Origin of the sequence: Halomonas sp. H2, from assembly GCF_050215315.1 — a bacterium.
Lineage (GTDB): Bacteria > Pseudomonadota > Gammaproteobacteria > Pseudomonadales > Halomonadaceae > Vreelandella.
Genome location: NZ_CP189760.1, coordinates 1,614,180 through 1,640,711 on the forward strand (window position 1 = coordinate 1,614,180; position 26,532 = coordinate 1,640,711).

The window sequence follows — 26,532 nt, forward strand, 5'->3', positions numbered from 1 at the left end:
AATAGACAGAGAGGTGAACAGCGAGGGCCTGGCTTTATTATGCTATTGGTATTTTTCCCAGGGGCCTGAAGATGGCTCATCGAATGCATCAAAAGCATTTCTGTCTAAGTCAGGTTCTGTGCGATCCATAAACATGGCGCGCACTTCTTCTCCGAGCATCTCTCTCTGATCTTCCGTCATATCTGGGATAATCACCCACTCAAGGAATTTTCTGCGCAGAAGGTCTCGCGTATCCCTATCTGCCAATAAAAAATCTTCTGAGCTAGCTACTTGCCTCCAGGTTGCCGCCACGCTGTCGTCAGTTTCGTCTGGCTCGGCAACCACAGGCGGAGCGTCACTCGAGTACTTAGACTGACCACTAAGGTCGGTTTCATGCTTACGTGCGCAAGCCCGAAGAAGTTCGTCGGCTGCAAAATCGGATCTTGCTATCGACACAAACTCTAATACGCAATCATTAAAACCCTCAGGGTCATAAGCGCTTACGGCTTGGGGTGAGCAAAGCGCGCCTAAAACACCTGCTATCAAAATCGGTTTTAACATTGGAGTGCTCTTTGTTTGGCAGCGAGGGCCTGCTATTGCTTGTCTTTCGGCTTAGTTGTTTCAGGCTTAGGGTCCGCAGCTTGCTCGGCATCCGGCTTCTTAAGCCCTAGGTTAATCCTGGGCAAAAGCTGGTTTAGCCAAAAGTGTATTTCTTCGACACCCATGCGGCGGGCAAAAATGAGAAGGGCAAACAGCTGAGTAATACCTACTACTAATGGCAGGGTCCAAGTATCAACATCCTGCATTGCCCACACATCAAAAATAATGACCAACGCAACAACAAATAGAAATCTATCTTCGCGTCGGCCATCCTTTTCGCTTGCTAGCGCCTGTTCCAAATCCACCCAGGCAGTGCTTTGTGCTGTGCGGGATGATGCAGAAGTACCTCCGCCAGCGAGCGTATCAAGCTCGCTGGGCCGTCCAGGGTTCGGTGGTGGGGAACCGTTCTCTGTACTCATTAATGATAGCTTCCTGTTGAATTGGTACGTTCCGCATGCCTGGCACGTAGCTGTGCGCCCAAGCCGAAATAGGTTCGTGGGTGATATCCACTAAGCGGAAAGGCTCTATGCTTCCCAGACGTCCCACAGCATCTACTATGATTTGGCCTTCTTCAGTGCCCGGATCAAGGTCAGGAATATGATTGAAAATATTCTGAATATTCGAGCTGCCATAACTAGAAGCGTAATTGTAGACAGAGGGAAGCACTGGGCCATAGGGCCACGCCTGAAAACGCTCATCATTAATCAAGGGCTCACCATCGTGTCGGCCCGAGTAGATCATGTGCGCAATATAAAGAATTTTGTGCAGCTGTAAGTTGCTCAGCGCCCAACCGGACGCGGCGCATGCTGCTTTGGCTGCCTGCATAGCGGAGATAGCCATGGTTACCTCCTTCCAAAAACCGTAGGGGTATTGGTGTGTGTGGTTACAACATAGCGCATTTTGCTACACCTTAGATAGCGAATAACGGCAAAGGTTTAGGCTACTTGTTCTTTTTCCATTACAGCCAGCTGAAGAAGTCTATTTAAGCAGATCGTCTTTAACGTCTAGCTTTTCTGGCTGGCTTTCCTCGACAGCTTTCTCTTGGTCGTCGCGCACCTCATGAAGCTGGTTGAGGGCACGTTCAAGGTCTTGCAAGGCCTTGCTTAGCTTCTTATCTCTCCCAAATCCTCCGCGAGAGATCGTTTTAGTTTTTGGCCCAGCTGACAAACTTTCATCCAGGCGCGCAACTATCTCCGCATTTAATGAGCGATGATTCTCTTTGGCCGATGCTTTCAGTTTATCGTGCAGGCCGGGGGGCATACGCAGTTTGTATTGAATATGAGTGTCATGAGTGGTCATCCGCTAATAATGAACCTGATGGGTTCTTGACACAATGGAACCCAATGGGTACTTTTAAAGAGTGGAACCCAAAGGGTGCAACGGAGAAAGAAAGTGAATCAGCGCGATCCTCAATTAAAAATTCGACTAAAGCCTAAAAATAAAGCATGGCTTGAAGGGAAGGCAAGGAAGGACGACAGAAGCCAGAACTGGCTAATTAATCACTTGATAGAAGAGGAGATAGAGCGTGAGGAACAGAAAGCCGTACAAAAGTGAAGAAACCCCTGGGGCGGCCACCCCAGAGGTTTCGGATTACCACCAACCAACTACGAAAGGTGACGCTATGAATAATAGCACTACAAGCCAAGTCTCGCATCCGGTCATCGCTGGTCATGAAATCACCACGGACGAGCATGGGCGATTCAGCTTAAATGCGATTCATCATGCCGCTGGCAGCGAGCCGCACAAGCGTCCAAGTCAATGGGCTAGAAGGGATGAGGCAAAAGAGCTAATAGAAGAAATTTCCCAAAGTGCAGATTTACACTTTGACCCAATCCACTCTGTGCGAGGGGGTTCTTATAAAGGCACTTTCGCCCACGAGTTATTGGCCATCAGTTACGCCGGATGGATCAGCCCCAAGTTTCAGCTGCAGGTTAACCAGGTGTTCCTCGATTACCGAATGGGCAATCTGAAGCAGGTCGAAACGAAACCCACTTACGAGGCCCTACCAAACCCTCTTACTCCAGCGCATCAACGCGGCATCCAAAAAGCAGTAGGGCGCCGTTGCTACAATTTCCCAGAGCCAGCACGGCCTAAAGCCTATAAGCGCATCTACTCACACTTGAAGGATCGCTTCGGTGTCGCGAAGTATGACCAGATACCCGACGAACGTTATACCGAGGCGCTGGGGGCTGTCGAATCTTATTCCTTTAGCGGCGATTTCCTGGAAGCAGAGGTTGCTACTATCGCCCAGCCACTGAAGGTTATTAATATCGATGCATGGCTTGATATGAACTTCTACATCAAGCACCGGCAGATGGATTCGCGGCGCGTGTTGATAGCGGCCAAGTATTTGATCGATTCAGAGTACCGATCACCAACCATGCAGCTAGTCAAAGAAATGGAAGCGGAAGGGCATAACCTGGATGCGCGCCGGTTAGAGATCGCTAGCCTACGCCACCATCTTTCCAGCGCTATAAGCAAGGTCGATCAGATGATGGGGATTGCGCAGAGCATTAATGCGCAAGCCGTGAGCTTTTCACGCTAGAAGGGCAACACGACATTATATAGCCGCCTACGGGCGGCTTTCTCATGGATCAAACCTTCTCGCCGTCCTGCCTATCTCCGCATCTTGATTGCGCGCCCTACGCCACACACCTTCCTTAATCATATCGGTACGTCGCAATAGGAACAGAGTAGTCCCTGCAGTCATCACATCGCTGCTGTTCAGCCCCAACGGCTTGCATCTGCCACTATATAGATACCCACGATAAAGAACGTGATACTCAATCAGGATGTTCATCGGGAGTCCTTTGCGCAGATTCTTCCAGCCCCGGCGCTCCAGTGCTTTCCGCCATAACGTAGCGCGGTATTTACTGGCCTCGGTTTCTTCGCTCATCGGCCATGTCGTCCAGACGTTCAATAAACTCAGGCTTGGGCACGGCGAGGCCGGTCAGTTCCTCCAAGCGTGCAGCAGCTTCACGACATACGCGGTGACTTGGGCTTGAGCGCAAGCCAGCAATCAGTTCTTCATCTGTTAGCTTGCGGCGAAAGTAGTCGGCTGGGGTTTCCATGGAAGGCTCCTGTTGTTTTCGATCAACATAGCACCGGAACCGCCAGAACGGTACAATGCCACCAAATTCCTATTGAACGCAGCAGGGCATTTTATTTTACGGTACATGGCTGCGTACATACCCCGGATTAAATCGGCAAATGACAAACGAAAAAGACAGCAAAATCAATCATATAAGAAATTTCTCCATTATCGCCCACATTGATCACGGTAAGTCGACGCTCTCAGATCGTCTGATACAGACCTGCGAGGGATTAACCGAGCGTGAGCTCAAAGAGCAAGTGCTCGACTCCATGGACATCGAGCGAGAGCGTGGTATTACCATTAAAGCGCAGTCGGTGACGCTGGATTACACCGCTCCCGACGGTCAGGTCTACCAGCTCAACTTTATCGATACGCCGGGGCACGTTGATTTCTCATACGAAGTATCACGCTCGCTCTACGCCTGTGAAGGGGCGCTGCTGGTCGTTGATGCGGCGCAAGGTGTCGAAGCTCAATCGGTGGCCAACTGCTATACCGCTATCGAACAGGGGCTAGAAGTTCTACCGGTGCTTAACAAAATTGATTTGCCCCAAGCAGATTGCGATAAGGTAGCCCAGGAAATCGAAGAGATTATCGGCCTGGACGCTACCGATGCCTGCCAAGTGTCGGCCAAAAGCGGTATCGGTATCGATGCGCTTCTAGAGCGCTTAGTGCGTGATATCCCGCCGCCGAAAGGCGATCCGGATGCGCCGCTGCAAGCGCTGATTATCGACTCCTGGTTTGATAACTACCTCGGCGTTGTCTCGCTGGTGCGCCTATTTGATGGCGTGTTGCGCAAAGGCGATAAAATTCGCATTAAATCGACAGGGCGCGATTGGGGTGCCACGGAAGTGGGTATTTTTACGCCTCAACGCAAACAGACGGATATTTTGCGTGCCGGTGAAGTCGGCTTTATTGTCGCCGGTATTAAAGAGATCCACGGGGCGCCGGTGGGCGATACCATTACCCACACGAAGACGCCTGATGTGGAACGCCTGCCGGGCTTCCAAAAAGTGAAGCCACAGGTTTACGCTGGCATGTTCCCGGTCAGTGCGGATGATTACGAAGATTTCCGTGATGCGCTGGAAAAGCTTGCCCTTAACGATGCCTCGCTTGAGTATGTGCCCGAGAACTCTGATGCCCTTGGTTTTGGCTTTCGGGTGGGCTTTCTTGGCACGCTGCACATGGAGATCATTCAGGAGCGTCTAGAGCGTGAGTATGATATTGACCTACTCACTACCGCCCCGACGGTTGTCTATGAATTAGCGATGAAAAATGGCGACGTCAACTACGTCTCCAACCCTTCCAAGTTGCCCGATATGGCCGACGTGGATGAAATGCGTGAGCCGGTGGTGCGCGCCAGTATTCTGGTGCCCCAGGAGTACGTAGGCAATGTGATTGCCGAGTGCGAACAGCGTCGTGGCACGCAACGCGATATGCAGTTTTTGGGTAACCAAATTCAATTGGCCTACGAATTGCCGATGTCAGAAGTGGTGATGGACTTCTTTGATCGCCTGAAGTCGATCTCCAAGGGGTACGCATCGCTTGAGTACAACTTTGAGCGCTTTGAAGAGGCCAAGTTGGTGCGCCTGGATGTCTTGATCAACGGTGATAAAGTCGACGCGTTAGCGGTGATTATTCACCGCGACCACGCTCACCAGCGGGGTCGTCTGCTGGTAGAAAAAATGAAAGAGCTGATTCCCCGGCAAATGTTTGACGTGGCAATTCAGGCCGCTATCGGTGGTCAAGTGGTTGCCCGCTCAACCGTTAAGGCGCTGCGCAAAAACGTGACGGCCAAGTGTTATGGTGGCGATGTCAGCCGTAAGAAGAAACTGCTCGAGAAGCAGAAAGCCGGTAAGAAACGCATGAAACAAGTGGGGAGTGTGGAAATTCCCCAGGATGCCTTCCTTGCAGTACTCAAGGTTAACGACTAGGAAAGAACGCCACCCATGGATTTTTCATTACTGCTGGTACTTGCCGTTGCGCTTTCGGGCGTTATTTACCTGCTGGACGTGTTGCTATTAAAGCCCAAACGCCGCCAGCGATACGAGACAGCTGAAGCGAACACACAAGAAGGGTTAGACGCCGCGAGCAGTGAAAAACTGCTTAAAGAGCCGTGGCCTGTCGACTACGCACGGTCATTCTTTCCGGTGCTGCTCGTAGTATTGATAGTGCGCAGCTTTATCATCGAGCCTTTCCAGATTCCGTCTGGCTCGATGCGGCCGACGCTGGAGATTGGGGACTTTATCTTGGTCAACAAGTTCGCCTACGGCCTACGCTTACCGGTTGTGAATACCCGCTTTATTGAAGTGGATGATCCCGAGCGTGGCGATGTGATGGTGTTCCGTTTCCCTGACGAACCCTCGGTGAATTTTATTAAGCGTGTGGTGGGCATGCCGGGTGATAGCATCCGCTACGAAGGCAAGCAGCTTTACGTTAACGGCGAACCGGTGGCTAAAGAGTTGATTGAAGAAGGGCCTGCGAAGTCTCCGCAGGAGCTACTATTAGAAGAGCAGTTGGGCGATGCCAGCCATTTTATCTATAACAACCCGCGTGACCCTGGCCCGCAAATGCGCGAAGTAGAAGTCCCAGAAGGGCACTACTTTATGATGGGCGATAACCGTGACCACTCGAATGACAGCCGTTACTGGGGCTTCGTTCCTGAAGACAACATTGTTGGCCGAGCGTTTGCGGTATGGATGCATTGGGATGGCGGCTTGCCAAGTTTTACCAGCATTCGGCGTATCGAATGACGCCTCTGCTTGGATTGTATTTAGTCAGTTATGTCACTTTAGTTAACGTCAATGACGAAGGAGAGCTGTGAGTAATTCCTTGAACGCTTTTTGCCGACGAATCGGCCATACCTTTGGCGACGATTCGCTAATGGAACTGGCCATGACCCACCGCAGCTTTGGTGGTCGTAACAATGAGCGCCTGGAATTTCTGGGTGACTCTATCGTCAACTTTGTGATCGCCGAAGCACTTTTTCAGCGCTTCCCCATGGCACGCGAAGGCCAGCTTTCACGCCTGCGGGCGCGCCTGGTGAAAGGGCAAACGCTGGCGGAATTAGCTCGCGAAATGGCGTTCGGCGAATGTCTGCGACTCGGGTCGGGTGAAATGAAAAGTGGCGGCCATCGGCGTGAGTCGATCTTGGCGGATGCGGTTGAAGCCGTGATTGGCGCTATCTATCTGGATGCTGGAATGGACGTGGTACGTGACCGCGTGCTGGAATGGTACGCCGAGCGGCTGGAAAATATTTCGTTACAAGATACTCAAAAAGACCCTAAAACACGGCTGCAGGAGTTTTTGCAGTCGCGACAAGCTGCGTTGCCGCGTTATGAAGTTGTCTGCGTAAAAGGTGAGGCGCATGCCCAGACCTTTACCGTGGAGTGCTACATTGACCTGTTAACCGAGCACACCACTGGTAAAGGCCCTAGCCGCCGCCATGCTGAACAGCAGGCGGCAGAAGAAGCGCTGTCGTACCTCGAAAAAAGCCCTGGAGACAAACCATGAGCCAAACCTGCGGCTTCGTAGCCATTGTCGGCCGACCCAATGTTGGCAAATCGACCCTCATGAACCGTATTCTGGGGCAGAAAATATCGATCACCTCACGGCGCCCGCAAACCACGCGCCATCAGGTGATGGGCATTAAAACGGTTGATGAGACACAGTTTATCTACGTTGATACCCCGGGCATGCACATTATGTCCAAGGATCGTAATAAAGCCATCAACCGCTTTATGAACCAAGCGGCTACCCAAGCGCTGCGCGACGTTGACTGTGTGGTATTTATTATTGACCGCACCCGCTGGACCGAAGAAGACCAAGCGGTTTTAAAGCGCCTGGAGCACGTTAAAGCGCCGATAATTTTAGCCGTTAATAAAGTTGACCGTTTAGGCGAAAAGGGCGATTTGTTGCCTTGGCTGGCAGAGGTTGGTGCGCGCCGCGACTTCGCCGCTATCGTGCCTATTTCTGCCAAACACGGCACCCAAGTAGATACCCTGGAAGAGGAGGTTGCCAAGCACCTTCCTGAAAGCGTCCACTTCTTCCCAGAAGATCAGATTACCGATAAAAGCCTGCGCTTTATGGCCGCCGAACTGGTGCGTGAAAAGGTCATGCGCCAGTTGGGTGATGAGCTTCCCTACCAGATGACCGTTGAGATTGAAGAGTTCCGTGAGACCGAACGCGTTACTCACATCAGCGCGTTGATCTTGGTGGAGCGTCAGGGTCAAAAAGTCATTTTGATCGGTGAAAACGGTGATCGACTCAAGAGCATTGGCCGCGAAGCGCGCTTGGATATGGAGCGCGCCCTAGGCACCAAAGTCATGCTCAATTTATGGGTGAAAGTAAAACGCGGCTGGTCGGACGATGAGCGCGCGTTGAAAAGCCTGGGTTACGACCTCGATTGAAGGCAGCGATGGTGCCAGAGCCGGCTTTTTTACTGCATCGTCGGCCGTATCGTGAAACCAGTGCGCTGGTGGATCTTTTAACGCTGGACCACGGTAGAGTGCGCGCCGTTGCGCATGGAGGCCAGCGCCCTGGCTCGAAATCGCGGCAGCGTCTGCAGCCTTTTACGCCGCTATTTGTAACCTGGCAGGGCAGTCGTGACTTAAAGCGGCTCACGTTGATGGAGTCACGCGGCCAAACGGCGCTGCTGGCGGGTGAGGGGTTGCTTTGTGGCCTGTATGCGAATGAAATTGCCACCCGGCTGTTGCCGCTAGAGCTACCAGCGCCCGAGGTGTTTGCATTTTATACCGCGCTATTGGAAGCATTGCCCGCGCCTGCTGAAAGGGCGCTAGCGCTGCGCCGCTACGAGTGGGCGATGCTAGAGGCACTTGAAGCAACGCCGCAGTTTACAACCCCGGAAGGCAGCGTTTTAGACCCTCAACTGCGCTACCGTTTCGATGCCCCAACGCGGGCATTTATTGCCGCCGAACGGGGGCTAGACGGAAGAACGCTACGCTATATCGAACAAGGGGATTGGCAGCACGAAGGGCTCGCCAATGCCCTCAAAGCGGTAATGCGGGCGGCGCTGGCGCCCCACCTGGGCACCACCGTTTTACGTTCGCGGGAACTCATGCTGGATTTGGCGCGTCGCCGTCATCGCCCCTAGTTTAAACTTAACTTCATCACTCGCTTTTCTCTTCATGCTGCGCTGGAGGCACTATGCACCCCCCTCGGATACTGTTAGGCGTCAATATTGACCACATTGCGACACTTCGCCAAGCCCGAGGTACGCGTTATCCGGACCCGGTACAGGCCGCGTTAGTGGCTGAAGAGGCGGGTGCCGATGGTATTACCGTGCATTTACGCGAAGACCGTCGCCATATTCAGCCCCGCGATGTGCGTATTCTTGCCGAAATGCTCAATACGCGCATGAATCTGGAAATGGCCGTCACTGAAGAGATGCTGGCGCTGGCCGAAGAGGTGCGCCCAGCGCATGTCTGTTTAGTGCCTGAAAAGCGTCAAGAGCTGACCACCGAAGGCGGCTTGGATGTTGTCGGCGGATTTGACGCCATTGCCAGCGCCTGCCAGCGGTTAAGCGAAGCGGGTTGCGATGTATCACTATTTATTGACCCTGATGCTGATCAGATCGATGCTGCTCAGCGCGCCGGTGCCCCCACCATTGAGCTACATACCGGTGCGTACGCGGAAGCACGGCCAGGCAGTGAGGCTGCGAATGGTGAGTATCATCGCTTAACCGCTGCTGCCACCCACGCGGTCTCGCTGGGTCTGGTGGTTAATGCCGGTCACGGATTGCACTATCACAACGTGGAAGCGATAGCGGCGCTGCCGGGCGTTAACGAACTCAATATTGGCCACGCGATTATTGCGCGTGCTCTATTTGTGGGCCTAAAAGAGGCCGTGCAGGAAATGAAGCGCTTGATCATCGCCGGACAGGAGGCGGGCTTAATGGCGGCCCTGGATGCTCATGACCTTGAACACGACCACGGCCATGACCACGGAGAGGGCTCTGAGCACGTTCATAACGGTTGCTGTGGGCACTAATCAGAGGTTCCCTATTAAGAGGTTGTTTAGGCGATGATAGTGGGAATTGGCTCTGATATTGCCCGCGTTGAGCGGTTTACGCGGGCCGTGCAGCGCCACGGCCCGCGCTTTGCCCAGCGCATTTTAGGTCCCGATGAGCACGCCCTATGGCTGCAAAGATCCCAGCCGGTGGCATTTCTGGCCAAGCGCTTTGCCGCCAAAGAGGCGTTTGTGAAAGCGCTTGGGTTAGGCCTGCGCGAAGGCATGCAGTGGAGTGATATTCAGGTGCTTAACGATGCCTTGGGCAAGCCCCACTTGCTGCTTAGTGGTGAAGCCCAACGACAAATTCAGTCGGCAGGCGTTACCGCCAGCCATATCACACTGAGCGACGAGGCCGAGTACGCGGTTGCCTTTGTGGTCTTGGAACGTTAACGGCTTGGAGCGTTAATAGTTTACAACGTCAGCCGTCAGGCACATCAATCTGAGTTGGGTGAGGGCCTGAGTAGAAGCGGGCGCTGCGCCCGCAGTCGTGCCATTGCCCGGTAAAGGTCTTCAAGCAGATTCTCTACGTGGTCTAAACCACTGGTGCGAAGACGGGTTTCCAGGGTCTCGATCAGCAGTGCAAGCTCTGACGCACCGCAGTAGCGGCTGGCGCCATTCAGCCCGTGTACCCAATCGAGTAAGGTCGGCAAGTTTTGCTGCGCAAACGCGGCGCGCATATGCTGTTCGTTCTCGTCTAGAGTATCAATCAAACGCTTTAGCTGCTCACGCGCTAGAAACTCTTTGCCACCCGCTAGGCGAGCCCCCATCTCAAGATCTACCACCGGTAGCGTGGCCGGAGCCGCTTGGGTATAGCGTTTACTTGCAGGTTCTTTAGACGTTTGCACCGCAGCAGTCACGTCCTCAGGGGGCGGCAGGCTCACTGCCAAGAAGCGATGCAGCAGTTGCCGTAGCTGTACTTCATCAATTGGTTTGATAAGCACATCATCTAAACCCTCTGCTAGCCACTTTTGACGCTCGCTGTTAAGCGCATGGGCGGTCACCGCAATAATGGGGCAGCACGCCCAAGTGCTGCTGAGGTGCCTCAGCGCCTGGGTGGTCTGCACACCATCCATGCCCGGCATACGAATATCCATTAACACCATGTCAGCGCTACTGACCCGCGCGAACTCCAGCGCCTGGTGGCCGCTTTCTACGCTGGTGATATGCAGCGCCGGGTTTTCAAGCATGCTTTTGAGCAGTTCGCGGTTGGGGGCATTATCGTCAACAATCAGCAGCCTAAGGAGCTGGGAGGTGTTCGAATCTGCAGGTGCGGGTAACAGCCCCGCCGTTCTAGCTGCCGCCGCTGGTAACAGCAGTGGCTTTAAAGAGGCCACCAGCTGGGCACGCGAAAAGGGTTTGTAAAGGGTTTCACCGCCATGGGGTAGGCGCAGCGCCGGTAGGTCAAAACTAGTGCCATTGGCTAACACCAATACCGGGCTGGGCGTTTGATCAATGACCGCTTGCCAGTAGGCGTGGCGTTCGGGGCTGAAATCGCTGTGCTCCAACCCTAATATAAGTAGCCGTGCTTGCTCAGGATCATCAAAGCCAATCGGTTGCGCTTCCCAGCGCTGCAGTAAGTGCTCCAGTACATGCCGTGTCGGAGCATGGGCTTCATATAAACGAATAGACGGATTGGCCAAGTTAATCTCTGGCGGCCGTTCGCTGGCTTTCTGCGCAAGCATGGGCAGCGTAAACGAAAAGGTGGTGCCTTTACTCAGCTCGCTCTCTACGGCAATTTCACCGCCCATGCGCTCAATCAACTGGCGGCAGATAGTCAGCCCCAGACCACTGCCGCCAAACTGGCGTGAATGGCTGGGTTCGGCCTGGGAAAAGGCGCTGAATAACGCCTGCTGATGGGCATTACTTAAGCCTATTCCCGTGTCGCTAACGCTGAGGTTTAACACCACATGCTGGCCTTCCTGGTTGGCCAGCATAACGCGCACAATCACTTCGCCTGCATGCGTGAATTTGAGCGCATTGCCAATTAAATTATTCAACACCTGATGAATGCGTAATGGGTCGCCACACAGCGGGGTGGGCACGTCGTCATACACCATGGCCACCAAGTGTAATTGTTTGCGCTGAGCTTCTGGGGCGTGCAGTCCCACGACTTCATCAACTAATGAGACAATATCAATATCCGCCTCTTCCAGGGTAAGCCGGTTGGCTTCAAGCTTGGAAAAGTCGAGCACGTCGTTAACCAGCATGAGCAGATTATCGCAAGCTCTGTGCACGTGCTGTAGCCACTCCTGCTGTCGTGTATCCAGCGATGAGCGCCCTAAGAAGCGACAAAAGCCGATAATCCCGTTCAAAGGGGTGCGGATCTCATGGCTCATATTGGCTAAAAATTCAGACTTTACGGCGTTAGCCCGGAGCGCGCTGCGGTGGGCCAAATCGAGCTTGATATTCTGCTCTTCAATGGTTTCCATTGACTCTTGCAGCTCGCTGGTGGCCTGCTCAATTTGCGTTTGCAACTCTCGCTGAGCCTGCTGAAAGTGCTTGGCCAGTGCATTAACGTGGGTTGAAAGGTGTTGCAGTTCCGTGGCGCTGGAGGGCATTAGGTGGAGCCGGTAGTCACCGCGGGATAAGCGGTAAAGGGCTTGGTTGGCCTCTTCGAGAGGGCGAGTGGCGTAGCGGCTAATCGCAAAGGCGACTAAAAACATTAATAAGCCCAGCAGCATGCCGCCTAAGCTGAGACTGGCGATAAGTTTGTAGCGGCCCAGGGGCAGCGTGCGGGTGTCCATCTCGATATCTAACCAGCCAGCGCTGCTGTTAATATTGACCGGGCTGGCACTGAGCTGGGCGGCGACTAGCGGTAAGCGCAGTCGCCACGTGTCGTCCTCCATGATGAGCTGGCTCTCTGCCGGTGCCTCAAGCGGCGGCGGGGTGGGCTGACCAGTGGCCAAGAGGCGATTGCCTTGCTGATCAAACAGCGCTACTGCCCGTAACCCTTTGAGGTTGAGCAACTGGCGCGCTAAATTTTCCAGCCGCTGCGAATCGCCATCAGCGATCGCATCCGTCAAGCTGGGCGCTAATAGTTCACCTGCGCTTTCTAAGCGCTCCTGCTTGGCAGCGCGTGCTTGCGCATCACTCTGAATAACCAGCAGTACCGCCATTAAGGCGTATACCAGCAGCGGAAAACCGAGTAAGGCAAACAGCAGACGCGTGTTCAAAGACATGAAAGAAGCTCGCTGATTCAATGAGGTTGCCTGTCCAGCCCAAGGCGACACCGATATAATGCAGCATAACGGTTAAGATAAGGAAAGTACGATGAATTATCCCACCTTGGAAGATGTGGTAGGCAACACGCCGCTAGTGCGACTTAAGCGCATTAGCGCAGGCCGTAACAATACACTGCTGGCCAAGCTGGAAGGCAATAATCCAGCGGGGTCGGTCAAAGACCGACCTGCGCTTTCGATGATTAGTGAAGCCGAAGCGCGGGGCGATATCACTCCTGGCGACACGCTGATTGAGGCCACGTCAGGTAATACCGGCATTGCCTTGGCTATGGCCGCGGCAATTAAGGGCTATCGCATGGTGCTGATCATGCCTGAAAATGCCTCGGATGAGCGCAAACAGGCCATGGCGGCCTTCGGTGCTAAATTGATTCCCGCCAGCAAAGCCGGTGGCATGGAAGAAGCCCGAGATATTGCCGATGACATGATCGCTCGCGGCGAGGGTAAGCCGCTTAACCAGTTTGCCAACCCAGACAACCCGCTAGCGCATTACCATGCGACAGGCCCAGAGGTGTGGCAACAAACGGCAGGCGAGGTGACCCACTTCGTTAGCTCCATGGGCACCACAGGTACCATTATGGGGGTGTCGCGCTATTTAAAAGAGCAAAACCCGGCGATTCAAATTGTCGGTTTGCAGCCTGCTGATGGCGCCAGTATTCCCGGCATACGCCGTTGGCCAAAAGAGTACTTACCCGCCATTTTTGAAGCGCCACGAGTGGATGTCACTCTGGATATTGGCCAGCAAGAGGCCGAAGAGCATATGCGCCGTCTAGCCCGTGAAGAGGGAATTCTGGCAGGCGTGTCATCCGGCGGCAGCTTGGCAGGCGCGCTGCGGGTTGCCGAGCAGGTGGAAAACGCCGTGATCGTGTTTATTGTCTGTGACCGTGGCGATCGCTATCTCTCCACCGGCCTATTTGCCCCGGGAGTATAACCATGGCCATGTTGGGAAAACGGCGGCCACCCAGGCCCGCATCGGGTCACTCTGGGTTAGCGGGTACGCCGGGCGGAAAAGTGCGCAATCCAGTAGTGGATGATACATCACCTTTGGTGATTGAACGTTTGGCGCACGATGGCCGTGGCGTCGCTCATGCGGCTAACGGCAAAACCGTGTTTGTTGACCAGGCGCTGCCTGGTGAGCAGGTCGATGTGGCCATTCATCTTACCCGTAAGCGTTTTGATGAAGCGCATATCAAGTCACTGCTGACCACGTCTGAGCAGCGGATTACACCGCCTTGCCCACATTTCGGCCACTGCGGCGGCTGCGATTTGCAGCACTTAAACATTGATGCCCAGCGCGCCCATAAACGTGAGGTAGTGCGCGACCTGTTTTCGCGTCAAGGCATTACATTGCCCGATATCGGTTCTATTCACGGTAATGATCAAGGCTACCGGCGGCGTGCGCGCCTGGGTGTCAAAGTCGATAGTCAGGGCAAGCCGCGTCTCGGCTTTCGTGCCGCCCATAGCCATCGCCTGGTGGATGTCGAGCGCTGCCCGGTGTTGGTTGAGGGTTTACAACAGCTGTTAACGCCTCTGCGTGAGTTACTGGGAACGTTAGATGCACCGCGCTTGGTCGGCCACATTGAGCTGCTGGCAACGCCCACCACGAAGGTGGTGTTGATTCGGCAGTTAAAGGAGCACGCCCAGGACGCCGAGCGCTGGCAAACCTTTGCGGATCAGCAGCAGGTGGCGTTAGGCACTTGGCTGGGGCGTGAAACACCCGTGCTGCACTGGCATGGCGCACCGCCAGTGCTGGAAGAGGCGCTGATACTGGAGGGCCAGCCACCGTTAACGCTAAGTTTTGCGCCAGGAGATTTTTTACAGGTCAATGCCCAGGTGAATCAGCAAATGGTCGCTCAGGTTATGCACTGGTTGGCACCTAAGCCAGGGCAAAAACTACTCGACCTGTTTGCGGGTATTGGCAATTTCAGCCTGCCCATTGCGGCCACCGGGGCAGAGGTGCACGCGGTGGAAGGCAACCCCGCCATGGTGGCGCGGATTGCCATTAATGCCCAGCGCAACCAGCTTATGGTCAGCGGTCAGCAGGCCGATTTAAGCGATACTGCTAGCGTTAATGCGCTGTTAACCGCCCATCGCGATAGTGATGCGCTGGTGCTCGACCCGCCGCGCAGCGGGGGTGAAGCTATTTGTCAGGCGCTGGCGCGTCATCCGGTGCCCAAGGTGGTCTATATTTCCTGTGATCCCGCAACGCTTGCCCGGGATGCGGCACATCTTGTGCATGCGGGTTACCGGATTAAGCAAGTAGCAGTGGCCGATATGTTCCTTCACACTGCGCATATGGAAACGCTGATGCTGCTTGAAGCTTAGGTTATTAAATGCCGGAGCTCATGTCCCATTGCATCAAGCCACGGTGACGGCCGTGTTGAGACCGTCTCCCTGAATGGATGAGTTATTGTCATGGTGAAAGTGCGTGAAGACCAACCGTTAACAGCTAATGGAAGAGTGGACATACCGCAATGGTTAACGCGCCTGCAAGAGGATGTGCGCTTACCTGAGCCTGAGCGTTTAGTCGATGCTTGTGAACTCGCTGAGAAGTTGGAGCTTGAGGCCCCACGCACCCACCGCGTATGGCTATCGCCAGGCTCTAGCTTTCGCATGGGCCTGGAAATGGCCGATATTCTCGACGAATTAAAGATGGATCAAGCCACACTGGAAGCAGCGGTGCTTTATCGTGCAGTGCGCGAAGGGTTGCTAAGCCTTGAGTCCGTGTCAAAGCGCTTTGGCAAAGAAGTGGCCAGCCTGATTGATGGCGTGTTGCAAATGGCCGCGATCAGCTACCCGTTGGCACCCGATCATGGCATGGGCCAGCACAACCAGCAGGAAAACCTGCGCAAAATGTTGGTCAACATGGTCGGCGATGTGCGCGTGGCGCTGATCAAAATTGCCGAGCGCACCTGTGCGTTGCGTCAGGTAAAAGACGCTCCCCGGGAAAAAAGTTTACAGGTGGCCAGGGAAGTCGCTGATATTTATGCACCGCTAGCTCACCGTTTGGGTATCGGCCAGCTCAAGTGGGAACTGGAAGATCTATCCTTTCGCTACTTGCATGAAAATGAGTATAAAGCGATTGCCAAGCTGCTGGCGGAAAAGCGTCTTGACCGCGACCGCTATATTCATGACGTAGTGGAAACGATCAAAGGCTTGATAGAGGCTCAGCATATCCAGCGCCACGACGTGGATGGCCGGGCCAAGCATATCTACTCAATCTGGCGCAAAATGCAGCGTAAAGGGATCGAGTTTTCCCAGGTTTACGATGTGCGCGCGGTACGTATTCTGGTACCGGAAGTCGCCGATTGCTATGCCATGCTAGGCATTATCCACTCGCGGTGGCACCACGTGCCGAACGAGTTTGACGACTACATCGCCAACCCCAAAAAGAACGGCTACCAGTCATTGCATACCGCCGTCATGGGGCCAGAAAATAAGGTGCTCGAAATTCAGATTCGCACCTTCGCCATGCACGACGAAGCGGAGCTGGGCGTCTGCGCCCACTGGCGCTACAAAGGCCACGATACCAACGCCAAAAGCCGTAGCTACGAAGAGAAAATCGCCTGGCTGCGCCAAGTATTAGAGTGGCAGGACGAAGTGGGTGGTTTTGGCGACTTGCGCGAAGGGCTCGCCAGCGATGTGGCGCCTGACCGTATTTACGTATTTACCCCCGACGGCCACGTGATCGATTTGCCGCGGATTGCCACCCCTATCGACTTTGCCTACCGGGTGCATACTGAGATTGGCCACCGCTGCCGGGGCGCCAAAATCAACGGACGCATCGTACCGCTCACCTACAAGCTTAAGACCGGCCAGCAGATAGAAATTCTTACCGCCACTAAAGGCGGGCCGAGCCGCGACTGGTTAAACCCCAGCCTGGGTTATGTGCGCACCTCTCGGGCACGGGCCAAAATCCAGGCATGGTTTAAACATCAGGCGCGTGATCAAAATCTGGACGAAGGGCGCGTGCTGTTTGAGCGTGAGATGCGCCGTTTAGATGTAGAGGGGCTCAATCTGGCCCAATTGGCCAAAGCCGTCAATTACCTCAACGCCGAGGATATGTACGCCGCTATAGGGGCGGGTGACCTGCGCATTGGCCAAGTGCTGCATCAGGCGCAGCAGCTGTTTGGTGAAACTGACGACCAAGATCAGTTGGAACGCCTGCTGGCCAAGCCTAAACGACAGTCCAGCAAAGCCACCAAAAGCGATATTACTGTGCTGGGCGTCGGTAACCTGAAAACCAGTATGGCCAACTGCTGCCGCCCGGTGCCCGGTGAGCCGATCATTGGCTTTATTACCCAGGGGCGCGGCGTTACTGTTCACCGTCAGGATTGCAGCAATATTCTGCAATTGCGCCTGGATGAGCCCCAGCGCATTATCGAGGTCGAGTGGGGCGAGCGCGCTCAGACCCGCTACCCGGTGACTATTGAGATACAGGCTTGGGATCGCTCTGGCCTGCTGCGCGACGTTACCGGGCTGCTGGGTAATGAAAAAGTCAACGTACTCGCAGTGAACACGCTAACCGATACCGACGAAGGCATTGCCCGGCTGCGCATTACCCTGGAAGTCGATGGCCTTGAATCCCTGGGGCGCCTGTTTTCGCGCATTCAACAGTTGCCCAACGTTACCGAAGTACGCCGCTTGCGCAATGCCGACCCGGAAAAGCAAGCGCGTAAAGGAGGGGCATGATGCGCTATGGTATCGATGATCTGCTGACACTCATGCAGGTACTGCGCGACCACGAACAAGGCTGCCCTTGGGATATCAAGCAAGATTGGGACAGCATCGTGCCCCACACCCTGGAAGAGGCCTACGAGGTTGCCGATGCCATTGAGCGGCGCGCCTTCGACGAGCTACCCGGTGAGCTTGGCGACCTGCTCTTTCAGGTGGTCTATTACGCCCAGTTTGGTGCCGAACAGCAGCGCTTCGACTTTGCCGATATTGTCGATACGCTGACGGCCAAGATGCTGCGTCGTCACCCGCATGTATTTCCTGAGGGCACCTTGGCCTCGCGTCGCCCGCCTGGGGTGAGTGCTGAGGAAGTGCAAACCCAGCAAGTCAACAGCCGCTGGGAGGCATTAAAGGCAGACGAACGGGCCGAGCGGGCCACCCAACCCCCTTCAGTGCTGGATGACGTACCAAGAGCGCTGCCCGCGCTTAGCCGCGCCGCCAAACTGTCTAAACGTGCCGCACGGGTGGGCTTTGAATGGCCCGATGCCCGCGGTGTCATTGACAAAATTCGTGAAGAGTTGGCCGAGGTGGAAGAGGCGCTAGCCGCCGGAGATCAACAACATGCTCGTGAAGAGGTGGGTGATCTGCTGTTTGCGGTGACCAATCTTGCTCGCACCCTAGACGCCGACCCTGAGCAGTGCCTGCGCGGGACGAATAGCAAATTTGAATGCCGCTTTCGTTACGTCGAGAGCGCGCTTAACGCTGCCCAGCGGCCATTGACGGAGGCTTCGCTCGACGAGATGGAAGCCTACTGGCAGGCAGCCAAAGTACAAGAAAAACAAGCTACCCATTCCTGATTTAATAATGTTGCGACCCCTGCAAGGAGGCCATGCCAATGAGTCACGACCTACACGAATCTCTGCGCGACAACGTGCGTATTCTGGGCGATAGTCTGGGGCGAACTATTGCCGATGATTTGGGCCAAGCATTTGTCGATAAGATCGAAACCATTCGTGCCCACGCCAAGCAAGGGCGTCAGGGTGATTCGTTGCAGCAGCGCGAGTTGATCGAGTACCTGCGTGAACTCCCCGAGAGCGACCTGTTGCCGGTCACTCGAGCCTTTAATCAGTTTTTAAACCTCGCCAATATTGCCGAGCAGCACTATCGAGCACGCTTTCGCCGGGTAGAGGACTACAAGCCCGGCTTCCAGCCAGTGCTGGGGGAGCTGCTTGAGCGCGCCCAGCAAGCGGGTAGCTCACCGCGCAAGCTGGTCGAGACCCTTGCCAGTATGCGCGTGGAACTGGTGCTCACCGCGCACCCCACCGAAGTTATTCGCCGCACCTTGATCCAAAAATATGACGCCATCGATGAATGTTTAACCGCCATCGAGAGCTCGGAAGACTACCCTGAGCGTGGCACCCGCGCTCAGGGGCGCCTGGAAGAGCTGATTAGTCAGGCGTGGCATACCGATGAGATTCGTCACGAGCGGCCCACGCCGGTGGATGAGGCCAAGTGGGGCTTTGCGGTGATCGAAAACTCGCTGTGGCAAGCGGTGCCGGATTTTCATCGCGATTTGGATAACCTGCTACTGGGCACCGCCGGTGAGCGTCTTCCCCTTGACGCCGCGCCGATACGCTACGCCTCCTGGATGGGCGGCGACCGGGACGGTAACCCCAACGTCACCGCCCGGGTAACGCGCGAGGTATTGTTACTAGGCCGCTGGATGGCCGCCGACCTTTACCTGCGCGACCTTGAGCAGTTGAAGACCGAACTCTCCATGTGGAAGGCCAACAGCGCGCTAAAAGCCGAAGCAGGCGATGTCAACGAACCCTACCGCGAAGTATTAAAACGCCTGCTGGCGAAAATGGAGGCGACCCGTGATTGGGCCAAAGCGGAGCTGGAAGGCCACAGCTATGACGGCGGGCCAATTATCGAAACCCGCGATCAGCTCTATGCGCCACTGCTGGCGTGCTATCGCTCGCTGTGCGATGTCGGCCTCGATACCATCGCTAATGGCGCGCTGCTGGATACCCTGCGCCGGGTAGCGGTCTTTGGCGTGACGCTGACCAAGCTCGACCTTCGCCAAGAAGCCAGTCGCCATGCCCTGGTGATTGAAGAACTGACCAGTGCGCTCGGCTTAGGCCACTATCGCGAGTGGGACGAAGCGCAACGGCAAGCATTTCTGCTTGCCGAACTGGCTTCCCGCCGCCCGCTGATTCCGCGCCGCTGGGAGTGCTCCGCCGAGACCCGTGAGGTGCTGGACACCTTCAAAGTCATCGCTCAAGAGCATTCTGAGGCGCTGGGGACTTACATTATCTCCATGGCGGCAGAACCCTCCGACGTACTCACCGTCGCGCTGCTGATGAAAGAAGTCGGTGGCCAGGTAACGCTGCCGATTGCGCCGCTGTTTGAAACCCTCAACGACCTGGATCATGCCGGCGACGTTGTCGATAAACTGCTCTCAATTCCTGGCTATCGTTCGCTCATCGATGACCGTCAGGAGGTTATGATTGGCTACTCCGACTCAGCCAAAGATGCCGGCCAGCTAGCCGCCGCCTGGGCGCAGTACCGGGCCCAGGAGTCGCTGGTCAATGTGTGTAACCGGCACGGTGTCGATCTAACTCTGTTCCACGGCCGCGGTGGCACCGTTGGCCGTGGTGGTGGCCCGGCTCACGCGGCGATTCTCTCCCAGCCTCCCGGCTCGGTGAACGGCAGCCTGCGGGTGACCGAGCAGGGCGAGATGATCCGCTTCAAGTTTGGTCAGCCGGATATTGCCCTGCGCTCCATGGAGATTTACGCCTGCGCGGTGTTGGAAGCGACCCTGTTGCCGCCCCCTGCGCCCGAGCCGCACTGGCGCGAAGAGATGGATCAGCTCGCGAAGGTAGCGCACGTCGCGTACGTGGGCGTGGTGCGGGAGGATCCGGATTTTGTGCCTTACTTCCGCTCGGTAACGCCGGAAGGCGCGCTGGGCAGGCTGCCGCTGGGCTCGCGGCCCACCAAGCGTCGCCAGGATGGCGGGGTCGAAACTCTGCGTGCGATTCCGTGGATTTTCGCCTGGACGCAGATTCGCCTGATGTTACCCGCGTGGCTGGGCAGCGGCGAAGCCTTTTCGCAGCGTTTAGAGCAGCCCGGCGGTCGTGATGTGCTGCAAGAGATGCGCAACGACTGGCCTTTCTTCGGCACCTATCTGGACATGCTTGAGATGCTGTTGGCGAAAGCCGATGTGGCGATTGCCGCTTACTATGAACACCGCTTGGTCGACGAGCCATCGTTGAAGGTATTGGGTAAAAAGTTACGCCACCGTTTTGCGTCCTTGGAAGGTGCTTTGCTGGATATTCTCCAGCAAGAGAAGCTGCTGGAGAACACGCCGTTGATTCGCCAAGCGATCGATGTTCGCAACCCCTACATTGACCCGCTGCATGGTTTGCAGGCGGAGTTGTTGCAGCGTAATCGCGATGCCGATGGAGCGATTAGTGCCGATCTTTCACGCGCACTGATGGTGACCATGGCGGGCATTGCGGCAGGGTTGCGCAACACCGGCTAGACTTTTTTGCCACAATTGTTTACCACAACGTTCTACCATAGCGTTCTACCATAACAGGGAGGCGTCAATGCCCTCAGATTCACAAGCGGTACTCGATTTCTGGTTTGAAGCGTTGACGCCTGCTCAGTGGTTTAAAAAAGACCCTGAAATGGACCAGACGATTTTGCAGCGATTTGGCGCACTGCATGCCAAGGCTGCGCAGTGCGAGTGTTACGCATGGCGCAGCACCGCACACGGCCGGTTGGCGGAGATCATTGTGCTGGACCAATTCTCGCGCAATATCTACCGCGATGACCCACGCGCTTTCGCTACCGATGCCTTAGCGCTGGCGCTGGCTCAAGAGGCGGTAGCCGCTGGGTCAGACACAGAACTAACCAATGAACAGCGGGCGTTTCTGTATATGCCCTATATGCACAGTGAAGCTGCCACGATTCATGAAGTCGCTATGCAGCTGTTTGACCAGCCAGGGCTAGAAAATAATCGCGATTTTGAAGTACGCCACAAAGCGATTATTGATCGCTTTGGGCGTTACCCGCACCGCAATGAAGTTTTGGGGCGGGTCTCTACGCACGAAGAGCAGGTCTTCTTAAAGCAGCCTGGTTCGTCGTTCTAAGCTTTCTTTCACCCCTTTTGCCACATGGCGTTTTATGTCGTTACGAAAATCTACCCGTATCAATAAGTACATTAGTGAAAGTGGCCTGTGTTCTCGCCGGGAAGCCGACCGCTTTGTGGAGCAGGGCAACGTGTGGATTAACGGTCGCCGTGCCACCGCCGGCGATCAAGTTATTGCGGGGGATTTGGTTAAGGTTAACGGCCAGGAGATCGAGCCTCAGGAAGAGGAAGATCTAGTGCTTATCGCACTGAATAAGCCGGTGGGCATTGTCAGTACCACTGAGTCCAGCGAAAAGGACAATATTGTTGAGTTTGTGAAGCATGGGGTGCGTATTTTTCCCATTGGGCGGCTCGACAAAGACTCCCAGGGGCTGATTTTTTTAACCAATAACGGCGATCTGGTTAATAAGATTCTGCGCGCCAATAACAGCCACGAAAAAGAGTACCAAGTGACGGTGAACAAGCCGATCACTGATGAGTTTATCGACGGCATGCAGAGCGGCGTGCCGATTCTGGGCAAAGTGACCAAGCGCTGTAAGATACAAAAAGAGTCCACCTTTGTGTTTACCATTACCTTGGTGCAGGGGCTTAATCGGCAAATCCGCCGCATGTGCGAATACTTCGGCTATGAGGTTACCCAACTGATCCGCACGCGGATTATGAATGTGCCACTCAAAGGGTTAGCCCTAGGGGATTGGCGCGATCTCACTGCTAAAGAGATTGATACTATTATCGCACTGACCGAAAAATCAGAAGCCGTGCCGGATAAGAAAAGCAAACCTGAACGGCCCAACTACAGTGCACGTTCGGGCGCAGGAAAGACAAAACAGCCAGCTGCTAAAGCCGCTGGGGCGAAACCTCCCCTCAAGGGTAAAAGAGCTGCCAGTGGTAAAGTGCGTACTGGCCCGAAAGCCAGTGCGCCAGGTAAGCCGCATCCCAAGGCCAAAGCCCCCGGCAAGCCTAGTACTAAAAGTAAGCCTAAAGGTAAGCCCGTTGGTAAAGGCCGCGGTAAGCCAGCGGTGGCGGGCAAGCCTTCTCAGCGGCGCAAGTAACTCCTCATCATTCAAGAGTCTTCACTGTGACCCCAATCGTCGCCTTTTACGCTGTGGTTAGCATGCTCGCTTACATTACCTACGCCATCGACAAAAAGGCGGCTATCAATAACCGCCGTCGGGTGAGTGAGAAAACGTTACATCTGCTTGGGGTAGTGGGTGGCTGGCCGGGTGCGTTCCTGGCTCAACAGCGGCTGCGGCATAAAACCCAGAAAACCGCCTTTCAAGTTACGTTCTGGCTGACGGTTGTTGTGAATCTGGTCTGTGCAGGGTGGCTAACGGTTTCATTGAACCTCGTTTAGCCACCCTAGCTTGGTGCCTACGCTTTGGCTTGATCGTCGGGCGCGAAAAGAAAGTTAGCGATCAACTCCTTGCCGCCTTCGGTAGCAAACGATTCCGGGTGGAACTGAATGCCGTGTATCGGGTACTCCCGGTGCTTAACGCCCATCAGCTCGAATTCACCCATTGCCTGCCAGCGGCTGCGCTGCTCAAAATTATCCGCGTCCAGGGCGCCCACGGTGGCGGTCACTTCCAGGCACTCGGGCAGGGTAGTCGCATCGGCAATCAGTGAGTGGTAGCGCATTACCTCAAGCTGGTCGGGCACGCCGTTAAACACCGATGCGTTATTGTGGTTGATCGGGCTGATCTTGCCATGCATCGGCAGCGGCGCTTTCACCACCTTGCCGCCGAACACATGCACAATGCCCTGCATGCCCAGGCAAACCCCCAGCAGTGGGGTGGTTTTGCCCAATTTCCCGATCACCTCGGCGCACACCCCAAAGTAGCGTGGGTCATCCGGCGAGCCCGGGCCGGGGGAGATGATAATACGGTCCGGGGCCATGGCTTCGATGGCGTTGAAATCGATCTGATTGTTGCGCTTAACGATGATCTCAAAATGAGGCAACCCGCCGCGATTCTTCTCCGTGGTCAGAATCTCACCAATAAACTGGTAGAGGTTATAGGTGAAAGAGTCGTAATTATCGATGATCAGCACCTTCATACGGGGCTCTCCATATCCGTGCTCATAAAAGGGGCCAGGGCCTTGCGGGTGCCAGCGAACTTGCGGCGAATCTCTTCGTACTCATCCTCGGCGTTGCTATCGAACACGTTGCCGCCACAGGTTTGCACATAGGCGTGTTCGCCGTTCACAAACACGGTGCGAATGGGGATGGCAAAGGTGCAGTCGCCGTTAAACGAGAACTGACCCACTGCGCCACCGTAGGGGCCGCGCCCGTCGGTTTCCAGATCATCGATAATCTTCATCGCCTCGATCTTGGGCGCGCCGGTGAGCGTGCCCGCCGGGAAATTGCTCGCCAGGGCTGTGAACATGTCTTCGCCTTCGGCAATGATGCCGACGATCTCGCTGGAGATATGCTGAACGTGGCTAAAGCGCTTGATATCCATCAAGCTGCGCACTTTGACCGTGCCAAACTGGGCTACCCGGCCAATATCGTTGCGGTGTAGATCCACAATCATATTGTGCTCGGCGATCTCTTTAGGGTCGTTGAGCAGCGCCCGAGCGAGCTGGGTGTCTTCTTGGGGTGTTTGACCCCGGGTGGTAGTGCCCGCCAGCGGAAAGGTCTCCATCTCGCCCTGGCGCAGCCGGAACAAAAGCTCAGGGCTTGCGCCGATCAGCTTCTGCTCGCCGAATTTCACATAGTACATTTGCGGCGACGGGTTGATGGTGCGTAGCTGCTCATAGAGCGCTAAGGAATCGCCTTTAATACTAAAGCGTTTTTTAAAGCCAACTTCGCACTGGAACACCTTGCCGTCGATAATATCCTGCTTCACCTTGGCTACCGCCTCGGCGTGCTCTGCCTGGCTCATGGTGTCGCCTAAGGCGGTGATTTTCAGCGGGCCTGCTGGCTCATCGTCTGCATCGATCAGCGTCTGCAGAAAGTCGTAGCGGCTATTGTCGTAATAGAAGTAGGTGACTTCCCCAGTCATCTTGTCGAGGATCAAACCATCTTTATAGAGCCCGAAGCGGAAGGTGTCGAAATCGTCGCTGGCTTTTAAGGTTAGCGATGGCTCGAAGTACTGCATCGCGTCGTAACCAAGGTAGCCGCTTAAGCCACCCGCGTACTTACGCGAAATAATATTCTGGGGGATCAGGCTGCGCAGTAGTTCATAAGGGTTATCGCTTGGGTAGTGGTTGGCATGGCCGTTGCGGTCTTCAATGGTCAGCGTGCTGCCGTTGGCGTAGAGCGTGTGCTCGGGGTCAAAGCCAATAATCGAGTGGCGCGCCATATGGCTATCTTCGCCAAGCGATTCCAGCATGTAGCAGGTATCAAACCGACGCTCGATTTTTTGGAATAGGGCAAAGAAGTCGCAGTCCGCCGCCAAGGTCACATAGTGCGGCTTGCGTGGCAGCTTAAAAGGCTGCGGGCCTGGTGAGGCGAGCGTGTCAGCAGTGGTCATGATCAATCAGTCCGTGAAGAAGGGCTTGAAGAAGGTAACGTAGTTAACGCGCGGGAGCCCCGGGAAACCGTGGCGATACCCACGCCCAGGGTTTCGGCAATTTTGCGGTGGGGCACGCCTTCACGCAGCAGTTTAAAAATTTGTAGGCGTTTACTGATTTCTTGGTACTCTGCAGGCGTTAGCAGGCTCGCCAGCGCTCGATCCATTGCTTCAGGCGAATCAATGGAGAGTAGGTGGTCGATTAGCTCAGCCTGATAGTGGCCGTTTGAAGGCATAGTTCGCTACCGAGTAATTAGTGATGTACTAACGTACTAGTACGCTACCTGATTGCTCTGGGAAGTCAAGCAGCGCTTTCTCGGTGCTGGCCCGTGCGTTCGACCGTGGGCATGGCTATCAACTGCGGGATGCTGGCGCAGACGATGTGGTCAGTGAAACCTACCACTCAGCGCTGGAACTGGGCGGACACGCACTGACAGCCATGGGCGTGCACCCCATGCGAGCTAAGCAGATGACCTGGGCGTTTGTACAGAACGAAGATGCCCATGAGGGTGAACTGTTTGAAGCCTGGAAAGAGATCGAAGAAGGCATCAGCTTCAGCCCACGCTACGGTGAGCTATTTATGAAGCTGGAAGAGTCGCTGAATAGTGCTATGCAGCAGGACTGGCCCGAGCCGCAACGGGAGGATGTGCCTATCTGGACACCGCCCGACCATCATCGCGATAACGTTTAAAATGGCAGATGCAGCGAGGCGCTTAGCATATTGAGGTGACTGAGTGTTGGGGCGTCGATGCGTTCGTACTCTAGGCGGCTGACAAGGCGTTTAATCGTTACGGTGGCACCAAAGCCTTGCAGCATTGCAGTACCGCCCTCGTCGGCTCCTTTTACGTCGCTTTCGCCGCGCCATTCGGTAATGCCGGACTTCGCATAAACGCTAAAAGCACCCATGCGAACACCGGCGACAATAGCGCCGCCCAAACTGAGTGTATCCATGATAAGCGGGTTAACGCTGGACGAGATGGGGACGTCTTCGCTTTCGCGGTAGGCAATTTCAGCACCAATATCCAACTGCGGAAGTCGCCAGGGGCTGTAACCTGCGGTAAGGCGGAAGCCGCTGGTATAAGTATCCAAACTGCTGAGGTCGCTACCCTCCAAGATAACGCCGTTATCGAGCTGCATAAGTTCGCTGTCGGAGGCGGCATAAGCCATTGCCGGCGGAGTGTCGTCGGCAATGGCGCTACACCAGGGAGCGGAACAGAAGAGTAGGGTGCTTGCCAAGCGATTGATTGGCATTTCTCG

28 protein-coding genes are annotated in these 26,532 nt (G+C 55.1%); 18 read left to right on the forward strand and 10 right to left on the reverse strand.

The window, feature by feature from the left end:
* Positions 1-42 precede the first annotated feature (42 nt).
* From ACQE2I_RS07485 to ACQE2I_RS07500, 4 genes are all read right to left on the reverse strand, one after another.
* Positions 43-540, reverse strand: coding sequence for a hypothetical protein (locus ACQE2I_RS07485; RefSeq protein ID WP_427030938.1), 498 nt, complete (start codon positions 538-540; stop codon positions 43-45).
* Between the two features lie 32 nt (positions 541-572).
* Positions 573-884 carry a hypothetical protein gene (locus ACQE2I_RS07490; RefSeq protein WP_427030940.1) on the reverse strand — a complete coding sequence of 104 codons (312 nt, stop codon included), beginning with the start codon at positions 882-884 and terminating at the stop codon, positions 573-575.
* 58 nt (positions 885-942) lie between these two features.
* Positions 943-1,419 (reverse strand): Panacea domain-containing protein, encoded by a 477-nt coding sequence (locus ACQE2I_RS07495; RefSeq protein WP_427030941.1) that lies wholly within the window; start codon positions 1,417-1,419, stop codon positions 943-945.
* A 138-nt stretch (positions 1,420-1,557) separates the two neighbouring features.
* The gene (locus tag ACQE2I_RS07500) at positions 1,558-1,878 is read right to left on the reverse strand and encodes an Arc family DNA-binding protein (RefSeq protein ID WP_427030943.1); all 321 of its coding nucleotides are present in this window, start codon (positions 1,876-1,878) and stop codon (positions 1,558-1,560) included.
* Between the two features lie 93 nt (positions 1,879-1,971).
* Here ACQE2I_RS07500 and ACQE2I_RS07505 point away from each other — a divergent pair, with 93 nt between their 5' ends.
* On the forward strand, positions 1,972-2,133 hold the full coding sequence (locus ACQE2I_RS07505) for a hypothetical protein (protein ID WP_427030944.1): 162 nt from the start codon (positions 1,972-1,974) through the stop codon (positions 2,131-2,133).
* A complete protein-coding gene (locus tag ACQE2I_RS07510; protein WP_427030945.1) occupies positions 2,105-3,124 on the forward strand; it encodes a KilA-N domain-containing protein in 1,020 nt (339 codons plus the stop codon). The genes ACQE2I_RS07505 and ACQE2I_RS07510 overlap by 29 nt, the downstream gene beginning before the upstream one ends.
* A gap of 325 nt (positions 3,125-3,449) precedes the next feature.
* On the opposite strand, the gene ACQE2I_RS07515 is transcribed toward ACQE2I_RS07510, so the two are convergent.
* Positions 3,450-3,650 carry a hypothetical protein gene (locus tag ACQE2I_RS07515; RefSeq protein WP_427030946.1) on the reverse strand — a complete coding sequence of 67 codons (201 nt, stop codon included), beginning with the start codon at positions 3,648-3,650 and terminating at the stop codon, positions 3,450-3,452.
* Positions 3,651-3,789: 139 nt separating this feature from the next.
* On the opposite strand from ACQE2I_RS07515, the gene lepA reads away from it, so the two are divergent.
* From lepA to acpS, 7 genes are all read left to right on the forward strand, one after another.
* Entirely contained in the window at positions 3,790-5,604 is a 1,815-nt protein-coding gene (lepA, locus tag ACQE2I_RS07520) for a translation elongation factor 4 (RefSeq protein ID WP_427030947.1), read from the forward strand.
* Between the two features lie 15 nt (positions 5,605-5,619).
* Positions 5,620-6,423 carry a signal peptidase I gene (lepB, locus tag ACQE2I_RS07525; protein ID WP_427030948.1) on the forward strand — a complete coding sequence of 268 codons (804 nt, stop codon included), beginning with the start codon at positions 5,620-5,622 and terminating at the stop codon, positions 6,421-6,423.
* Between the two features lie 67 nt (positions 6,424-6,490).
* Complete coding sequence (gene rnc / locus ACQE2I_RS07530; protein WP_427030949.1) at positions 6,491-7,183, forward strand: ribonuclease III; 693 nt, start codon at positions 6,491-6,493, stop codon at positions 7,181-7,183.
* A complete protein-coding gene (gene era, locus ACQE2I_RS07535) occupies positions 7,180-8,079 on the forward strand; it encodes a GTPase Era (RefSeq protein WP_427030951.1) in 900 nt (299 codons plus the stop codon). The genes rnc and era overlap by 4 nt, the downstream gene beginning before the upstream one ends.
* Positions 8,080-8,087: 8 nt before the next feature.
* Positions 8,088-8,783, forward strand: a complete 696-nt coding sequence (gene recO, locus ACQE2I_RS07540; protein ID WP_427030953.1) for a DNA repair protein RecO — start codon at positions 8,088-8,090, stop codon at positions 8,781-8,783.
* 53 nt (positions 8,784-8,836) lie between these two features.
* Positions 8,837-9,679, forward strand: coding sequence for a pyridoxine 5'-phosphate synthase (pdxJ, locus tag ACQE2I_RS07545; protein ID WP_427030954.1), 843 nt, complete (start codon positions 8,837-8,839; stop codon positions 9,677-9,679).
* A 33-nt stretch (positions 9,680-9,712) separates the two neighbouring features.
* Positions 9,713-10,090, forward strand: a complete 378-nt coding sequence (gene acpS, locus ACQE2I_RS07550) for a holo-ACP synthase (protein ID WP_427030955.1) — start codon at positions 9,713-9,715, stop codon at positions 10,088-10,090.
* Between the two features lie 44 nt (positions 10,091-10,134).
* Here acpS and ACQE2I_RS07555 read toward each other — a convergent pair whose 3' ends face one another.
* Complete coding sequence (locus ACQE2I_RS07555) at positions 10,135-12,879, reverse strand: ATP-binding protein (RefSeq protein ID WP_427030956.1); 2,745 nt, start codon at positions 12,877-12,879, stop codon at positions 10,135-10,137.
* 91 nt (positions 12,880-12,970) lie between these two features.
* Here ACQE2I_RS07555 and cysM point away from each other — a divergent pair, with 91 nt between their 5' ends.
* The 8 genes from cysM (at position 12,971) to ACQE2I_RS07595 (ending at position 23,120) form a co-directional block, all read left to right on the forward strand.
* Positions 12,971-13,867, forward strand: a complete 897-nt coding sequence (gene cysM / locus ACQE2I_RS07560) for a cysteine synthase CysM (RefSeq protein WP_427030958.1) — start codon at positions 12,971-12,973, stop codon at positions 13,865-13,867.
* A 2-nt stretch (positions 13,868-13,869) separates the two neighbouring features.
* The gene (gene rlmD, locus ACQE2I_RS07565) at positions 13,870-15,261 is read left to right on the forward strand and encodes a 23S rRNA (uracil(1939)-C(5))-methyltransferase RlmD (RefSeq protein WP_427030960.1); all 1,392 of its coding nucleotides are present in this window, start codon (positions 13,870-13,872) and stop codon (positions 15,259-15,261) included.
* Between the two features lie 90 nt (positions 15,262-15,351).
* A complete protein-coding gene (gene relA, locus ACQE2I_RS07570) occupies positions 15,352-17,628 on the forward strand; it encodes a GTP diphosphokinase (RefSeq protein ID WP_427030961.1) in 2,277 nt (758 codons plus the stop codon).
* A complete protein-coding gene (gene mazG, locus ACQE2I_RS07575; RefSeq protein WP_427030963.1) occupies positions 17,628-18,467 on the forward strand; it encodes a nucleoside triphosphate pyrophosphohydrolase in 840 nt (279 codons plus the stop codon). The genes relA and mazG overlap by 1 nt, the downstream gene beginning before the upstream one ends.
* 38 nt (positions 18,468-18,505) lie before the next feature.
* A complete protein-coding gene (gene ppc / locus ACQE2I_RS07580; protein WP_427030964.1) occupies positions 18,506-21,154 on the forward strand; it encodes a phosphoenolpyruvate carboxylase in 2,649 nt (882 codons plus the stop codon).
* Between the two features lie 67 nt (positions 21,155-21,221).
* A complete protein-coding gene (locus ACQE2I_RS07585; protein ID WP_427030965.1) occupies positions 21,222-21,767 on the forward strand; it encodes a DUF924 family protein in 546 nt (181 codons plus the stop codon).
* 34 nt (positions 21,768-21,801) lie between these two features.
* Entirely contained in the window at positions 21,802-22,818 is a 1,017-nt protein-coding gene (gene rluF, locus ACQE2I_RS07590) for a 23S rRNA pseudouridine(2604) synthase RluF (RefSeq protein ID WP_427030967.1), read from the forward strand.
* A gap of 26 nt (positions 22,819-22,844) precedes the next feature.
* Positions 22,845-23,120, forward strand: a complete 276-nt coding sequence (locus tag ACQE2I_RS07595; protein WP_427030968.1) for a DUF1294 domain-containing protein — start codon at positions 22,845-22,847, stop codon at positions 23,118-23,120.
* Positions 23,121-23,137: 17 nt separating this feature from the next.
* Here ACQE2I_RS07595 and ACQE2I_RS07600 read toward each other — a convergent pair whose 3' ends face one another.
* The 3 genes from ACQE2I_RS07600 to ACQE2I_RS07610 are packed head-to-tail and all read right to left on the reverse strand — an operon-like array spanning position 23,138 to position 25,511.
* Positions 23,138-23,818 carry an anthranilate synthase component II gene (locus ACQE2I_RS07600; protein ID WP_427030970.1) on the reverse strand — a complete coding sequence of 227 codons (681 nt, stop codon included), beginning with the start codon at positions 23,816-23,818 and terminating at the stop codon, positions 23,138-23,140.
* Positions 23,815-25,236 (reverse strand): anthranilate synthase component I family protein, encoded by a 1,422-nt coding sequence (locus ACQE2I_RS07605; protein WP_427030972.1) that lies wholly within the window; start codon positions 25,234-25,236, stop codon positions 23,815-23,817. The genes ACQE2I_RS07600 and ACQE2I_RS07605 overlap by 4 nt, the downstream gene beginning before the upstream one ends.
* Positions 25,237-25,238: 2 nt before the next feature.
* Positions 25,239-25,511, reverse strand: coding sequence for a Trp family transcriptional regulator (locus tag ACQE2I_RS07610; RefSeq protein WP_427030973.1), 273 nt, complete (start codon positions 25,509-25,511; stop codon positions 25,239-25,241).
* Positions 25,512-25,594: 83 nt separating this feature from the next.
* Here ACQE2I_RS07610 and ACQE2I_RS07615 point away from each other — a divergent pair, with 83 nt between their 5' ends.
* The gene (locus ACQE2I_RS07615) at positions 25,595-25,966 is read left to right on the forward strand and encodes a hypothetical protein (RefSeq protein ID WP_427030974.1); all 372 of its coding nucleotides are present in this window, start codon (positions 25,595-25,597) and stop codon (positions 25,964-25,966) included.
* On the opposite strand, the gene ACQE2I_RS07620 is transcribed toward ACQE2I_RS07615, so the two are convergent.
* Positions 25,963-26,526, reverse strand: coding sequence for a hypothetical protein (locus ACQE2I_RS07620; protein ID WP_427030975.1), 564 nt, complete (start codon positions 26,524-26,526; stop codon positions 25,963-25,965). The genes ACQE2I_RS07615 and ACQE2I_RS07620 overlap by 4 nt on opposite strands.
* Positions 26,527-26,532 lie beyond the last annotated feature (6 nt).

Bases quoted from the DNA above. Each gene is read 5' to 3' on its own strand.
- ACQE2I_RS07485 (WP_427030938.1), bottom strand. From the start codon at position 540: ATGTTAAAACCGATTTTGATAGCAGGTGTTTTAGGCGCGCTTTGCTCA.
- ACQE2I_RS07495 (WP_427030941.1), bottom strand. From the start codon at position 1,419: ATGGCTATCTCCGCTATGCAGGCAGCCAAAGCAGCATGCGCCGCGTCC.
- ACQE2I_RS07500 (WP_427030943.1), bottom strand. From the start codon at position 1,878: ATGACCACTCATGACACTCATATTCAATACAAACTGCGTATGCCCCCC.
- ACQE2I_RS07515 (WP_427030946.1), bottom strand. From the start codon at position 3,650: ATGGAAACCCCAGCCGACTACTTTCGCCGCAAGCTAACAGATGAAGAA.
- lepA (WP_427030947.1), top strand. From the start codon at position 3,790: ATGACAAACGAAAAAGACAGCAAAATCAATCATATAAGAAATTTCTCC.
- lepB (WP_427030948.1), top strand. From the start codon at position 5,620: ATGGATTTTTCATTACTGCTGGTACTTGCCGTTGCGCTTTCGGGCGTT.
- era (WP_427030951.1), top strand. From the start codon at position 7,180: ATGAGCCAAACCTGCGGCTTCGTAGCCATTGTCGGCCGACCCAATGTT.
- recO (WP_427030953.1), top strand. From the start codon at position 8,088: ATGGTGCCAGAGCCGGCTTTTTTACTGCATCGTCGGCCGTATCGTGAA.
- pdxJ (WP_427030954.1), top strand. From the start codon at position 8,837: ATGCACCCCCCTCGGATACTGTTAGGCGTCAATATTGACCACATTGCG.
- acpS (WP_427030955.1), top strand. From the start codon at position 9,713: ATGATAGTGGGAATTGGCTCTGATATTGCCCGCGTTGAGCGGTTTACG.
- ACQE2I_RS07555 (WP_427030956.1), bottom strand. From the start codon at position 12,879: ATGTCTTTGAACACGCGTCTGCTGTTTGCCTTACTCGGTTTTCCGCTG.
- cysM (WP_427030958.1), top strand. From the start codon at position 12,971: ATGAATTATCCCACCTTGGAAGATGTGGTAGGCAACACGCCGCTAGTG.
- rlmD (WP_427030960.1), top strand. From the start codon at position 13,870: ATGGCCATGTTGGGAAAACGGCGGCCACCCAGGCCCGCATCGGGTCAC.
- relA (WP_427030961.1), top strand. From the start codon at position 15,352: ATGGTGAAAGTGCGTGAAGACCAACCGTTAACAGCTAATGGAAGAGTG.
- mazG (WP_427030963.1), top strand. From the start codon at position 17,628: ATGCGCTATGGTATCGATGATCTGCTGACACTCATGCAGGTACTGCGC.
- ppc (WP_427030964.1), top strand. From the start codon at position 18,506: ATGAGTCACGACCTACACGAATCTCTGCGCGACAACGTGCGTATTCTG.
- ACQE2I_RS07585 (WP_427030965.1), top strand. From the start codon at position 21,222: ATGCCCTCAGATTCACAAGCGGTACTCGATTTCTGGTTTGAAGCGTTG.
- rluF (WP_427030967.1), top strand. From the start codon at position 21,802: ATGTCGTTACGAAAATCTACCCGTATCAATAAGTACATTAGTGAAAGT.
- ACQE2I_RS07600 (WP_427030970.1), bottom strand. From the start codon at position 23,818: ATGAAGGTGCTGATCATCGATAATTACGACTCTTTCACCTATAACCTC.
- ACQE2I_RS07605 (WP_427030972.1), bottom strand. From the start codon at position 25,236: ATGACCACTGCTGACACGCTCGCCTCACCAGGCCCGCAGCCTTTTAAG.
- ACQE2I_RS07610 (WP_427030973.1), bottom strand. From the start codon at position 25,511: ATGCCTTCAAACGGCCACTATCAGGCTGAGCTAATCGACCACCTACTC.
- ACQE2I_RS07620 (WP_427030975.1), bottom strand. From the start codon at position 26,526: ATGCCAATCAATCGCTTGGCAAGCACCCTACTCTTCTGTTCCGCTCCC.